Source organism: Streptomyces sp. TOM-9 (assembly GCF_056858595.1).
This window is the reverse complement of sequence record NZ_JBXEQB010000001.1, coordinates 6,654,767-6,667,469: the sequence shown is the minus strand read 5'-3', so window position 1 is coordinate 6,667,469 and position 12,703 is coordinate 6,654,767. Positions and strand designations below refer to the sequence as shown.

The following is a 12,703-nucleotide window of genomic DNA, read 5'->3' as shown; positions in this document are numbered from 1 at the left end:
TTCTCTCTTCTCATCACGCTTCGGAACGTGAGTGTCAGTCGTCGTCCCCGTGCACCCGCTGCCGCGCCGACAGCAGGTCCACCTCGGGGCGCGAGGCCATCCAGCGCTCGCAGCGTCCGAGGACGTCCTTGATGTGCCCGGGGTCCCCGGACACGACCGCCACGCCGATCTCGGCCCTGCGGTAGAGGTCGTGGTGGTCGACCTCGGCGACGCTCACCGCGAACTTGCGGTGGAGCTCGGCCACGATCGGCCGGATGACGGACCGCTTCTCCTTCAGCGAACGGACGTCGCCGAGAAGCAGGTCGAAGGACAGCGTCCCTACATACATGGGCATCAGGTCAAGCCGACCTGTGGGGCCTCGTCGTGAACGGTGCGAACACCGTGAACAGCAATCACCACAGTAAAGGCAACGGCCGGGGCCGATCGACGGATTTTCCCTCCGCCAACCGGCCCCGGTCAGATGTCCCTCGATCAGACGCGAGGCTTCTCGCGCAGCTCGTAGGTCGCCACGACGTCGTCGATCTTGATGTCGTTGTAGTTGCCGAGGTTGATACCGCCCTCGAAACCTTCACGAATCTCGGTGACGTCGTCCTTGAAGCGCCGCAGACCCTCGATGGTGAGGTTCTCGGCGACGACCTTGCCGTCACGCAGCAGGCGCGCCTTGGCGTTGCGTCGGACCTCGCCGGAGCGGATGAGCACACCGGCGATGTTGCCGAGCTTGGAGGAGCGGAAGACCTCGCGGATCTCGGCGGTGCCGAGCTCCACCTCCTCGTACTCGGGCTTGAGCATGCCCTTGAGCGCCGCCTCGATCTCGTCGATGACCTGGTAGATCACCGAGTAGTAGCGGACGTCGACGCCCTCACGCTCGGCCAGCGACGTGGCGCGGCCCTCGGCCCGCACGTTGAAGCCGATGATGATGGCGTCGGAGCCCGCCGCCAGGGTGACGTCGGTCTCGGTGACCGCACCGACACCCCGGTGGAGGATGCGCAGGTCCACGTCCTCGCCGACGTCGAGCTGGAGCAGCGAGGACTCCAGGGCCTCGACCGAACCGGACGCGTCGCCCTTGATGATGAGGTTGAGCTGCTGGACCTCGCCGGCCTTGAGCACCTTGTCCAGGTCCTCGAGGCTGACCCGGCGACGGGTCTTGGCGAAGGCCGCGTTGCGCTCGCGGGCGGCACGCTTCTCGGCGATCTGACGGGCCGTACGGTCCTCGTCGACCACCAGGAAGTTGTCGCCGGCACCCGGCACGTTCGTCAGACCGAGCACCAGGACCGGGGTCGAGGGGCCCGCCTCGTCGACGGTGTTGCCACTGTCGTCGAGCATCGCGCGGACACGGCCGTACGCGTCGCCGACCACCATGGTGTCGCCGACCCGCAGGGTGCCGCGCTGGACCAGGACGGTCGCCACGGCGCCGCGGCCGCGGTCGAGGTGCGCCTCGATCGCGATGCCCTGTGCGTCCTGCTCCGGGTTGGCCCGCAGGTCGAGCGCGGCGTCCGCGGTGAGGACCACGGCCTCCAGCAGGCTGTCGATGTTCAGGCCCTGCTTGGCGGAGATGTCGACGAACATGGTGTCGCCGCCGTACTCCTCGGCCACCAGACCGAACTCGGTCAGCTGACCGCGCACCTTCGTCGGGTCCGCGCCCTCGACGTCGATCTTGTTGACCGCGACCACGATCGGCACGTCGGCCGCCTTGGCGTGGTTCAGCGCCTCGATCGTCTGGGGCATGACGCCGTCGTTCGCCGCCACCACGAGGATCGCGATGTCGGTGGACTTGGCACCGCGGGCACGCATGGCGGTGAACGCCTCGTGACCCGGGGTGTCGATGAAGGTGATGGCCCGGTGCTCGCCGTTGACCTCGGTGGCCACCTGGTAGGCACCGATGTGCTGGGTGATGCCGCCGGCCTCGCCCGCGACCACGTTGGTCTTGCGGATCGCGTCGAGGAGGCGGGTCTTGCCGTGGTCGACGTGACCCATGACGGTCACGACCGGCGGACGCGCGACGAGCGCTTCCTCGCCGCCCTCGTTCTCGCCGAACTCGATGTCGAAGGACTCGAGAAGCTCGCGGTCCTCCTCCTCCGGGCTGACGATCTGGAGGGTGTAGTTCATCTCGTCGGCGAGCAGCTGCAGCGTGTCGTCGGAGACGGACTGGGTCGCGGTGACCATCTCGCCGAGGTTCAGCATCACCTGGACGAGCGACGCCGGGTTGGCGCCGATCTTCTCGGCGAAGTCGGTCAGCGAGGCACCACGGGAGAGGCGCACGGTGTCGCCGTTGCCGCGGGGCAGCAGCACGCCGCCCACGGACGGGGCCTGCATGGCCTCGTACTCCTGGCGCTTCGCACGCTTCGACTTGCGGCCACGGGCCGGACGGCCACCGGGGCCACGGCCGAAGGCGCCCTGCGTGCCACCGCGGCCACCCGGACCACCGGGACGACCGCCGAAGCCGCCACCACCGGGACGACCGGCGAAGCCGCCGCCGCCACCGCCACCACCGGCGCCGGCAGGACGCGGACCGCCGAAGCCGCCGCCACCACCGGGACGGCCACCGCCGCCACCGCCGCCGGGACGACCGGCGAAGCCGCCGCCACCGCCGCCGGGACGACCGGCACCGCCGCCGGGACGGGCGCCGGGACCGCCGGGACGACCCGGACCGCCCGGACGACCCGGCGCGCCGCCGGCAGCGGGACGCTGCGGCATCATGCCGGGGTTCGGACGGGGGCCGCCGCCCTGCGGACGGGGCATGCCGCCCGGGGTCGGACGCGGACCGCCGGAAGCGGCACCGCCGCCGGGGCGCGGAGCGCCACCCGGACGGGGACCGGAACCACCCGGGGCGCCACCGGGGCGCGGGCCGGACTGGCCGGGGGCACCACCCGGACGCGGCGCCTGCGGGCGCGGCATACCGGTGGAGCCGGAGGTGAAGGGGTTGTTGCCCGGGCGGGGACCCGCCGGACGGGGGGCACCCGGACGCGGCGCCTGGCCACCGGGACGCGCGCCGGGGCCGCCCTGGCCACGGCCGCCGTCACGCTGACCGGGACCGGAAGGACGGGTACCGGGACGCGGGCCGGAGCCACCGGGACGCCCGGCAGCGGGGCGCTCGCCCTGAGCCGGACGCTCCTGGGCCGGGCGCTCCTGGGCGGGACGCTCCGGGGCCGGCGGGGCGGAGAACTCCGCCTGCGGCACCGGGGTGACCGGCGCGGGCTTGGCCGGGGCCGGCTTGGGACCCGGGGTCGGGCGCGGGCCCGGCGTCGGCGCGGGGCCACCGGCGGGCTTGGTAGTGGGGGCTGATCCCGTGGCCGGCTTGGGAGCCGGCGCGGCGGGACGGGCCGGCGCACCCGGAGTGGGTGTGGCCGGCTTTGCGGGCGCGTCCTTGCGCGGCGCCGCGGGCCTGGCAGCCGAGGGCTTCGAGGAGGCGGAACCGCCACCGGAACCCTGCAGTGCGTCGGTCAGCTTGCGAACAACCGGCGCCTCGATCGTCGAGGACGCCGAACGGACGAATTCGCCAAGTTCTTGGAGCTTGGCCATGACGACCTTGCTCTCAACTCCGAACTCCTTGGCGAGTTCGTATACCCGGACCTTAGCCACTTCGCTCCTTCATGAGGTCCGGGGTGGTCGTCCGCCGGACCGTCGCTACTTCATGGGCGTACTCATCGCGTGCTCATCGAGTGCTCATCGCAATCTCGACCTACTTCCAACTCGCGGGGTACCTGGCCGTACGGTCGCCCGTACGGTCTTCCTGCCTACTCACGGTGTGCCTTGTGCCTGCTCCACGTAGCCACGGAGGTCCGCGGTGTCCAGCGGTCCCCGGGCCCGGAAGGCCCGCGGGAACGCCCGGCGGCGGACCGCCAGGTCGAGACAGACGGTGTCGGGATGCACATACGCACCCCGACCGGGCAGCGTACCGCGAAGATCGGGAACACAGAATTCCCCGACCACCGCCACACGCAGCAGATCTCGCTTGGCCGCCCGCTCCCTGCACCCGATGCACGTACGCTCCGGGCGTGCTGGGTCATGCGTCCGGCCAGACATCCTTAGTCTACCTCCCCGCGCCGACCTCACCCCTCCGGGTTATTCGACGCACGGTCGTTCATCGGTTACCCGCCGGTGCTACTGCTCGGCGAGCTCGGTGTCGGGCCGGATGTCGATCCGCCAGCCCGTGAGCCGTGCGGCCAGGCGGGCGTTCTGCCCTTCCTTGCCGATCGCCAGCGACAGCTGGTAGTCCGGCACCGTCACCCGCGCGGAGCGGGCGGCCATGTCGACGATCTCCACCTTGCTCACCCGGGCGGGTGACAGGGCGTTGGCGACCATCTCCGCCGGGTCGTCCGACCAGTCGACGATGTCGATCTTCTCGCCGTTCAGCTCGGCCATCACGGCGCGCACCCGGGCGCCCATCGGGCCGATGCAGGCGCCCTTGGCGTTCAGCCCGGAGCGGCCGGAACGGACCGCGATCTTCGTACGGTGACCGGCCTCGCGGGCGATCGCGGAGATCTCCACGGAACCGTCCGCGATCTCCGGGACCTCCAGCGCGAAGAGCTTCTTCACCAGGTTGGGGTGGGTGCGCGAGAGCGTCACGGACGGACCGCGCACGCCCTTGGCCACCCGGACGACGTACGAGCGAAGGCGCGTGCCGTGCTTGTAGTCCTCACCGGGCACCTGCTCCTGCACGGGCAGGATCGCCTCGAGCTTGCCGATGTCGACCAGCACGTTCTTGGGGTCCTTGCCCTGCTGGACCACGCCGGTGACGATGTCGCCCTCGCGGCCGGCGTACTCGCCGAAGGTGATCTCCTCCTCCGCGTCCCGCAGCCGCTGCAGGATGACCTGCTTGGCCGTGGTCGCGGCGATGCGGCCGAAGCCGCTGGGCGTGTCGTCGAACTCCCGGGGCTCGGCGCCCTCGGGGGTCTCCGACGGGTCCTCCTTGGCCCACACGGTGACGTGCCCGTTCGTGCGGTCGAGCTGCACACGCGCGTTGCGGCGGCTGCCCGGCTCGCGGTGGTACGCGATGAGGAGCGCCGACTCGATCGCCTCGACCAGCAGGTCGAAGGAGATCTCCTTCTCCCGCACCAGACCCCGCAGGGCACTCATGTCGATGTCCACGGCTACGCCTCCTCCATGCTCTCGTCGCCGTCAGTATCGGCACCGGCCGGGTCCTTGCGACTGAATTCGATCTCCACCCGTGCCTTGGCGATCTCGCCGAAGGCGGCACGGGCGGGTTTGGGCTTGCGTCCCTTGACACCCGGGACCTCCAGGTCGAGGCCGTCCTCGTCGACCGCGAGGATCCGCGCGACCAGCTCGTCACCGGCGGTCGTCGTCAACTTGACCAGCCGACCCTCGTTGCGGCGGAAGTGACGCGGCTCGGTGAGCGGGCGGTCCACGCCCGGCGAGGAGACCTCCAGCAGGTACGCCGCCCCGCCCATGGCGTCGGCGTCGTCGAGGACCTGCGAGATCTCCCGGCTCAGCTCCGCGAGCGTGTCCAGCGGCGCACCCTCGTCGGAGTCCACGATCACCTGGAGCTGCCGCCGGTTTCCGGCGGCCGTCACCTTGACCTCTTCCAGTTCGAGCCCCGTCTTCACGACGAGCGGCTCGAGCAGCCCGCGCAGCCTCTCGCTCTGGGTGGTGCTCATCCGGGTGACTCCTCGGCCGCGTGTGCTGTTGTGGTGGAAGGTCGTGTGTCGGGCCAAAGCCTATCGGTTCAGGCCCCGGAACGACGATTCGGCGCAGCGGAGGGCGCCGTCACGGCCCCCGGGCGTCGCGCGGGTACCCTCACGTGAGGTGATCACGGGAAGGGGCACTGTGCCGCTCAGCAACATTCCCCGCCGGCGCGCGGTCCGCGCCGCCCTCGTCCTGCCGGCCGCCGCCGGACTGCTCGGCGGTTGCTCCGACGGGACACGGCCCGAGGGGACGTCCGCGAAGGGTTCGCCGGCCGCCGACGCGACCGCGGCGCTGCGCAAGCGGGCCGCCCGGGACAGCGCGGCACTGCTCGCGCAGTACGACGCCACCGTCGCGGCGCACCCGGACCTGGTGAAGCAACTGCAACCGCTGCGGGCCGAAGTGGCCCGCCACGCCCAGGCGTTCGGCACGTCGGCACGGGCGGCGTCACCGTCCGCCGCGCCTTCGTCGTCGTCCTCGCCGATGTCCTCCCCGTCGCCGTCGGCCTCGCCGTCCGTCCCCGCAGGGGCCGCGGCCGCGTTGTCCGCGCTGGCGGCGGCCGAACGCACGCTCGCCGACGCCCGGGCGACCGCGCTCCTGGACGCACCGCCCGAACTCGCCCGCCTGCTCGCCTCGGTGGCCGCCTGCGGCGCCGGGCACGTCCTGCTGCTCAAGGAGCACTGACCCGACCCATGGCACAGCAAGCGCTGCTCAAGGCCGTCCAGGCCGCACTCTCCGCCGAGCACGCCGCCGTGTACGGCTACGGCATCGTCGGCGCCCGCGTCGGCGGCGAACTCGGCGAGCAGGCCCAGCAGGCGTACGACGCGCACCGCGCCCGCCGCGACTCGCTGCGCCGCACCGTCGGCGACCTCGGCGGCGAACCCGTCGCCGCCGAACCTGCCTACGCCCTGCCGTTCGACGTGCCGGACGGCAAGGCGGCCGTGCGTCTCGCCGCGGAACTGGAGGACCGGGTCGCCGGGGTCTACGCGGACCTCGTGCGCGCCGCCGACGCCGATCTGCGCCGCGGGGCGGCCGACGCGCTGCGCGAGGCGGCGGTCCGCGCCGTGCGCTGGCGCGGAGGGAGCGTAGCCTTCCCGGGGCTGGCCGAACGCGCGCGGACGGCAGCGGAGAAGGTTTAGCACCAGGAGGGACGTACCCACGCATGGCCTCGGCACCACAGCCCCAGCACCTGGAACCGCCCGAGCGGCTGGTCCGCACGGTCAGCGCCTGGGAGGGCGAGGCGGGCCGCACCTGGCTCGCCGGCCTCCCCGAGCGCGTCGCGGACCACCTCGCGCGCTGGGAGCTGAGGCCGGAACGGGTGCTCTCGCCCGGCGGCCAGATCAGCATGGTCGTCCTCGTACGGCAGGCCGACGACACCCCCGCGACCCTCAAGGTCGGCCTCGTCACCGACGAGACCCGGCACGAGCACGCCGCGCTCGCCCGCTGGGACGGCCGCGGCGCGGTCCGCCTGCTGCAGGCCGACCCCGACGCGGGGGCGCTCCTCCTGGAGCGCCTGCACAGCGACGTGTCGCTGCGCTCGCTGCCCGAGCAGAAGGCGATGCTCGAGGCGTGCGCCACCCTGCAGCGGCTCTGGGTCCCCCCGGGCGAGGGGCACCCCTTCGTGCCGGTCGCCGAGCACACGGCGCGGCTGGCGGGACTGCTGAGGGAGCGGCGCGAGCAGCGTTACGTCCCGGAGGAGGCCCGGGCCCTGGTCGACGAGGCCCTCGCGGTCCGCGACGAACTGTGCGCGGGCGCCCCGGGCGAGGCCGTACTGCTGCACGGCGACTACCACCACGGGAACGTGCTCGCCGCGGACCGCGTGCCGTGGCTGGCCATCGACCCCAAGCCGGTCGCGGGCGAACCCGCGTACGACCTGGCCTGGCTCGTCCGCGACCGCCTCGAGACGCTGGTCGCCACGCCGGGGTCGCAGTCCGCGGCCCGGCGGAGGGTCGCCAAGCTCTCCGACTCCCTCGAGGTCGACCGGGACCGCGTCCGCGGGTGGGCCCTGTTCCGGGCCGTCGAGGCGGGCGTGTGGGCGTTCTCCGTGGGCGACCGTCAGGGCGGGGAACTGCTGCTGGAGTTCGCGGCCTGGCTCTAGTTGTTGCCGGGGGTGCGTTCTCTGGGGCCCGGTTGTCGTGTGCGGGTCCGTTGCGCCTGCGGCGGGCATCCCCCGCCCTCCCTCCCGATTGCCCTGGCGCGGTCAGTGACCGCCTCGCTGCGTTCGTTGTGGGTCGGTGCCGCGCCGGCGCACGCCCCCAGCCTTCGGCCGGGGGGGGGACCCCCATGGGCGCACCCCGGCCGAAGGCTGGGGGAGACGAGCGGCGAACCCGGGCGCCGAACGACGCAGGGCCAAACCGCGAGCGCTGTGGGGGTCCCCCCGGCCGAAGGCTGGGGGAGTGCGCCGCCGCGGCCCCGACCCAGGCACACGGTGCGAGACCCGCACTGACCGCGCCGGGCAATCGGGCGGGCGGGCGGGGGATGCCCGCCGCAGGCGCAACGGAGCCGCACACAGCAACGGGCCGCACGGGGCACCCCCGCGTATCCGCTACGCGGATACGCGGGAGACCGCGTCCGCCACCGACAACTCCTCGCGCTCCCCGGTGCGGCGGTCCTTGACCTCGACGACCCCGTCCCCCGCGCCGCGCCCCACGACGAGGATCGTCGGCACCCCGAGCAGCTCCGCGTCGGTGAACTTCACGCCCGGCGAGACGCCCGCGCGGTCGTCGACGATGACCCTGACCCCGGCCGCGTGCAGCTTCTCCGCGACCTCGAGGGCCAGTTCCGTCTGGAGCGCCTTGCCCGCCGCCACGACGTGGACGTCCGCCGGGGCGACCTCGCGCGGCCAGCACAGGCCCTGCCCGTCGGCGGTCTGCTCGGCGAGCGCAGCGACGGCGCGGGAGACGCCGATGCCGTAGGAGCCCATGGTGACCCGGACCGGCTTGCCGTTCTGGCCGAGGACGTCGAGCTCGAAGGCGTCGGCGTACTTGCGGCCGAGCTGGAAGATGTGGCCGATCTCGATGGCCCGGTCCAGCTTGAGGCCGGCGCCGCAGCGCGGGCAGGGGTCGCCGGGCTCGACGGTGACGACGTCGAGGTACTCGTCGACCTCGAAGTCGCGGCCGCAGACGACGTTGCGGGCGTGCGTGTCGGGCTTGTTGGCGCCGGTGACCCAGGCGGTGCCGGGGGCGACGCGGGGGTCGGCGAGGTAGCGGACGCCGGTGAGGCCCTGCGGGCCGACGTAGCCGCGGACGAGGTCGGGGCGGCCGGTGAAGTCCTCGGCGGTGACGAGTTCGACCTCGGCGGGGGCGAGGTGCTCGGCGAGCTTGCCGAGGTCGACCTCGCGGTCGCCGGGGACGCCGACGGCGACGATCTCGCCGTCGACCTTGACCAGCAGGTTCTTCAGGGTCGCCGAGGCCGGCACCCCCAGGTGCGCCGCGAGGGTCTCGATGGTGGGGGTGTCGGGGGTGTCCACCTCCTCGAGGGCCGGGTGGTCCGCGCCCTCGACCGGGGGCACCACGGTGGTGACGGCCTCGGTGTTGGCCGCGTAGTCGCACGCGGGGCAGTCCACGAAGGTGTCCTCACCGGCCGCGGCGGGGGCGAGGAACTCCTCGGAGGCCGAGCCCCCCATCGCGCCGGAGACGGCCGAGACGATGCGGAAGTCGAAGCCGAGCCGCGAGAAGATCTTGATGTAGGCCTCGCGGTGCAGCCGGTAGGCCTCGGCCAGGCCCTCGTCGGTGGTGTCGAAGGAGTAGGAGTCCTTCATCTGGAACTCGCGGCCGCGCAGCACGCCGGACCGGGGCCGGGCCTCGTCGCGGTACTTGGTCTGGATCTGGTAGAGGATCACCGGCAGGTCCTTGTAGGACGCGCACTGGTCCTTGACGACCTGGGTGAAGATCTCCTCGTGCGTGGGACCGAGCACGTACTGCGCGCCCTTGCGGTCGCGGAGCTGGAAGAGCAGGTCGCCGTACTCGCCGGCGCGCCCGGTGAGCTCGTAGTTCTCCCGCGGGAGGAGCGCGGGCAGCAGGACCTCCTGGCCGCCGATGGCGTCCATCTCCTCGCGGACGACGCGTGCGACGTTCTCCAGCACCCGCTTGCCGAGCGGCAGCCAGGTCCACACCCCCGCCGATGAGCGGCGGACGTATCCGGCCCGGACCAGGAGCTTGTGGCTCGCGGTCTCGGCGTCGGCCGGGTCGTCGCGCAGCGTCTTGAGCATCAGCCGGGACATGCGCAGGACCATGGGGGCTCTCCAGGGGGTTTCGTACCGTTGTGCCGAGGATATCGAGCCGTGGCGCGCTCCCGGAAACGCGTTATCGCACGAGGGGCAGGCGGGCGCCCATGACGGCGTACGGGCTGGCCGCGCTGGGGAAGTGCACGGGCCGGGCCAGATCGGTGTAGCCGAGGGCGCGGTAGAGCCGCCGGGCCCGGCTCTCGGTGTCGATGGCGGACAGGATGCTGCGGGGCTCGTCGGCGCCGTCGGTGATGGTGGTGATGAGGGCGCGCCCGATGCCGCGGCCCTGGAAGCCGGGGTGGACGTGCAGTTCGGTGATGGTGAAGGAGTCGTCGAGCCACTCGTCGGTGCCGGTGCGCCGCAGGTAGGGCTCGACGACCGTGGACCACCAGTGGATCCGGCTGTTGGGCATGCCGTACACGAAGCCGGCGAGCCGTCCGTCGGGGGTGAGCGCGCCGAGCGCGCGGACACCGGGGAAGCACAGGTGCCGCAGCACGATCTGCCGGCGGATGGCGACCTCCTCCGCGCCCAGCCCGAAGGCGACCGCCTGGACGGCCAGTGCCTCGTCCACCCGTGCCGCCAGGTCGATCGGTTCGACCGCCACGTCCTCCATGGGCGGCGACACTACTAGAACAGGACGCTCATGAAGGCGCCGACCTCGGTGAAGCCCACCCGGCGGTACGCGGCCCGGGCGGGCGCGTTGAAGTCATTGACGTAGAGACTGGCCACGGGGGCCACGTCGCGCAGCGCGTAGTGCAGGACGGCGGCCATGCCGGTCTCGGACAGGCGGCGGCCGCGGTACTCGGGGGCGACCCAGACGCCCTGGATCTGGCAGGCGTGCCGGGTGACGGCGCCGATCTCCGCCTTGAAGACGACCCTGCCGTCCTCGATGCGGGCGAACGCGCGGCCTGCGCCGACGAGTTCGGCGACGCGGGCCTGGTAGAGCAGTCCGCCGTCGCCTGCGAGCGGGGAGACGCCGACCTCCTCGGTGAACATGGCGACGCAGGCCGGCATGATCACGTCCATCTCGTCGCGCCGGACCCGCCGCACGTACGGGTCGGGCTCGACCTGCGCGGGCAGTGCGCGGGTGACCATCAGCGGCTGGTGGGAGCGGACCTCGCGGGCCGGGCCCCAGCTGGGTTCGAGCAGCGACCACAGCGCGGAGGTGGGCGCGGTGGGGCCGACGATGGAGGAGCAGCGGCGTCCGGCGCGCAGCGCCCGCTCGGCGAAGGCGCGCACGGCCTCGGGGCCGGCGCAGATCGGGACGAGGTTGGCGCCGGCGTAGCAGAGCGCTTCGACGCGGCCTCCGGAGTACCAGCCCCACATCTCGCCGCCGAGGCGCCAGGGGTCGAGTCCGGCGACGGCGACCCGGGAGGCGACGAACGCGTTGGACACCGGATCACGGTCGAGCACCGCGAGGGCGGCGTCGAGTTCGCCTGGCTCCATGACCTTGGTCGTCGTGGTCGTCAACACGTGGGGCGCCTCACCGTACGGGCCGCAGCGGTCGGGGGAAGTCCCCGAACCTTACCTCGGGAACGTGTGTTCCGCCCGTGCCCGCCCGTATCCCGGACCGCGGGGGCCCGGGACGCGGGAGGGGATGGTGGGTCAGCTGACGGAGACGGAGGGCTCGCCGGAGGCGATGCCGTCGGCCTCCATCTGCTCGGCGAGCTTCATGGCCTCTTCGATGAGGGTCTCCACGATCTTCGACTCCGGCACGGTCTTGATGACCTCGCCCTTGACGAAGATCTGCCCCTTGCCGTTGCCCGAGGCCACCCCCAAGTCCGCCTCGCGCGCCTCACCCGGACCGTTGACGACACAGCCCATCACCGCGACCCGCAGCGGCACCTCCATGCCCTCCAGGCCCGCCGTCACCTGGTCCGCCAGCTTGTACACGTCCACCTGCGCACGACCGCACGACGGGCACGAGACGATCTCCAGCCGCCGCTGCCGCAGGTTCAGCGACTCCAGGATCTGGATGCCGACCTTGACCTCCTCCGCCGGAGGAGCCGACAGCGAGACCCGGATCGTGTCCCCGATGCCCTCGCTCAGCAGCGCACCGAACGCCACCGCCGACTTGATCGTGCCCTGGAACGCCGGACCCGCCTCGGTCACGCCCAGGTGCAGCGGGTAGTCGCACTGCGCCGCCAGCAGGCGGTACGCGTTGACCATCACCACCGGGTCGTTGTGCTTCACCGAGATCTTGATGTCCCTGAAGCCGTGCTCCTCGAACAGCGAGCACTCCCACAGCGCCGACTCCACCAGCGCCTCCGGGGTGGCCTTGCCGTACTTCTCCAGCAGGCGCCTGTCCAGCGACCCGGCGTTCACCCCGATCCGGATCGGGGTGCCGGCGTCGGAGGCCGCCTTGGCGATCTCCTTGACCTTGTCGTCGAACTGCCGGATGTTGCCCGGGTTCACCCGTACCGCCGCACAGCCCGCGTCGATCGCCGCGAACACGTACTTCGGCTGGAAGTGGATGTCCGCGATCACCGGGATCTGCGACTTCCTCGCGATGGTGGCGAGGGCGTCGGCGTCGTCCTGCGAGGGGCAGGCGACCCGGACGATCTGGCAGCCGGAGGCGGTGAGCTCGGCGATCTGCTGCAGCGTGGCGCCGATGTCGGCCGTGACGGTCGTGGTCATGGACTGGACGGAGACCGGGGCGTCGCCGCCGACCGCGACCGATCCGACCTGGATCTGGCGGCTCTTGCGTCGGTCGGCGAGCTTGATCGGAACGGACGGCATCCCGAGCGAAATCGCGGTCATGTGCGTGGCATCCCCAAAGTACGCGGATCGAGGTCCCGGCGGCGTGGGCGGGCTCCGTTGAACGAGACTACGTCACCC

The 12,703-nt window shown here is 72.5% G+C and carries 12 protein-coding genes; 3 read left to right on the top strand and 9 right to left on the bottom strand.

The genetic code is table 11. From position 1 onward, the window contains the following. Nucleotides 1-34 precede the first annotated feature (34 nt). The 5 genes from AC1VWI_RS31175 to rimP all read right to left on the bottom strand — a co-directional run bounded on the left by AC1VWI_RS31175 (nt 35) and on the right by rimP (nt 5,615). Nucleotides 35-328 carry a DUF503 domain-containing protein gene (locus AC1VWI_RS31175; RefSeq protein WP_018562639.1) on the bottom strand — a complete coding sequence of 98 codons (294 nt, stop codon included), beginning with the start codon at nt 326-328 and terminating at the stop codon, nt 35-37. Nucleotides 329-471: 143 nt separating this feature from the next. Next, nucleotides 472-3,579, bottom strand: a complete 3,108-nt coding sequence (gene infB / locus AC1VWI_RS31170; RefSeq protein ID WP_499514313.1) for a translation initiation factor IF-2 — start codon at nt 3,577-3,579, stop codon at nt 472-474. 159 nt (nt 3,580-3,738) lie between these two features. Further along, complete coding sequence (locus AC1VWI_RS31165; RefSeq protein ID WP_499514312.1) at nt 3,739-4,023, bottom strand: YlxR family protein; 285 nt, start codon at nt 4,021-4,023, stop codon at nt 3,739-3,741. Between the two features lie 78 nt (nt 4,024-4,101). Further along, a complete protein-coding gene (gene nusA / locus AC1VWI_RS31160) occupies nt 4,102-5,088 on the bottom strand; it encodes a transcription termination factor NusA (protein WP_499514311.1) in 987 nt (328 codons plus the stop codon). Between the two features lie 2 nt (nt 5,089-5,090). Beyond that, nucleotides 5,091-5,615 carry a ribosome maturation factor RimP gene (gene rimP, locus AC1VWI_RS31155; RefSeq protein WP_499514310.1) on the bottom strand — a complete coding sequence of 175 codons (525 nt, stop codon included), beginning with the start codon at nt 5,613-5,615 and terminating at the stop codon, nt 5,091-5,093. A 148-nt stretch (nt 5,616-5,763) separates the two neighbouring features. Here rimP and AC1VWI_RS31150 point away from each other — a divergent pair, with 148 nt between their 5' ends. From AC1VWI_RS31150 to AC1VWI_RS31140, 3 genes are read left to right on the top strand one after another with little or no spacing between them, the layout of a single operon-like run. Then, a complete protein-coding gene (locus AC1VWI_RS31150; RefSeq protein ID WP_499514309.1) occupies nt 5,764-6,324 on the top strand; it encodes a hypothetical protein in 561 nt (186 codons plus the stop codon). Between the two features lie 8 nt (nt 6,325-6,332). Continuing rightward, nucleotides 6,333-6,779: a ferritin-like domain-containing protein gene (locus AC1VWI_RS31145; RefSeq protein ID WP_499514308.1), complete on the top strand. Its 447-nt coding sequence runs from the start codon at nt 6,333-6,335 to the stop codon at nt 6,777-6,779. A 23-nt stretch (nt 6,780-6,802) separates the two neighbouring features. Further along, on the top strand, nt 6,803-7,738 hold the full coding sequence (locus AC1VWI_RS31140; protein WP_499514307.1) for an aminoglycoside phosphotransferase family protein: 936 nt from the start codon (nt 6,803-6,805) through the stop codon (nt 7,736-7,738). A gap of 447 nt (nt 7,739-8,185) precedes the next feature. Here AC1VWI_RS31140 and AC1VWI_RS31135 read toward each other — a convergent pair whose 3' ends face one another. From AC1VWI_RS31135 to ispG, 4 genes are all read right to left on the bottom strand, one after another. Then, nucleotides 8,186-9,874, bottom strand: a complete 1,689-nt coding sequence (locus AC1VWI_RS31135) for a proline--tRNA ligase (protein ID WP_499514306.1) — start codon at nt 9,872-9,874, stop codon at nt 8,186-8,188. A 70-nt stretch (nt 9,875-9,944) separates the two neighbouring features. Further along, on the bottom strand, nt 9,945-10,478 hold the full coding sequence (locus AC1VWI_RS31130) for a GNAT family N-acetyltransferase (protein WP_499514305.1): 534 nt from the start codon (nt 10,476-10,478) through the stop codon (nt 9,945-9,947). A 14-nt stretch (nt 10,479-10,492) separates the two neighbouring features. Further along, nucleotides 10,493-11,338 (bottom strand): GNAT family N-acetyltransferase, encoded by an 846-nt coding sequence (locus tag AC1VWI_RS31125; RefSeq protein WP_499514304.1) that lies wholly within the window; start codon nt 11,336-11,338, stop codon nt 10,493-10,495. 132 nt (nt 11,339-11,470) lie between these two features. Beyond that, nucleotides 11,471-12,625, bottom strand: a complete 1,155-nt coding sequence (gene ispG, locus AC1VWI_RS31120; protein ID WP_360911293.1) for a flavodoxin-dependent (E)-4-hydroxy-3-methylbut-2-enyl-diphosphate synthase — start codon at nt 12,623-12,625, stop codon at nt 11,471-11,473. Nucleotides 12,626-12,703 lie beyond the last annotated feature (78 nt).

What these genes read in the sequence shown, in the direction of transcription:
- AC1VWI_RS31175 (WP_018562639.1), bottom strand. Translation starts at nt 328, where the DNA reads ATGTATGTAGGGACGCTGTCCTTCGACCTGCTTCTCGGCGACGTCCGT.
- AC1VWI_RS31165 (WP_499514312.1), bottom strand. Translation starts at nt 4,023, where the DNA reads ATGTCTGGCCGGACGCATGACCCAGCACGCCCGGAGCGTACGTGCATC.
- rimP (WP_499514310.1), bottom strand. Translation starts at nt 5,615, where the DNA reads ATGAGCACCACCCAGAGCGAGAGGCTGCGCGGGCTGCTCGAGCCGCTC.
- AC1VWI_RS31145 (WP_499514308.1), top strand. Translation starts at nt 6,333, where the DNA reads ATGGCACAGCAAGCGCTGCTCAAGGCCGTCCAGGCCGCACTCTCCGCC.
- AC1VWI_RS31140 (WP_499514307.1), top strand. Translation starts at nt 6,803, where the DNA reads ATGGCCTCGGCACCACAGCCCCAGCACCTGGAACCGCCCGAGCGGCTG.
- AC1VWI_RS31135 (WP_499514306.1), bottom strand. Translation starts at nt 9,874, where the DNA reads ATGGTCCTGCGCATGTCCCGGCTGATGCTCAAGACGCTGCGCGACGAC.
- AC1VWI_RS31130 (WP_499514305.1), bottom strand. Translation starts at nt 10,478, where the DNA reads ATGGAGGACGTGGCGGTCGAACCGATCGACCTGGCGGCACGGGTGGAC.
- ispG (WP_360911293.1), bottom strand. Translation starts at nt 12,625, where the DNA reads ATGACCGCGATTTCGCTCGGGATGCCGTCCGTTCCGATCAAGCTCGCC.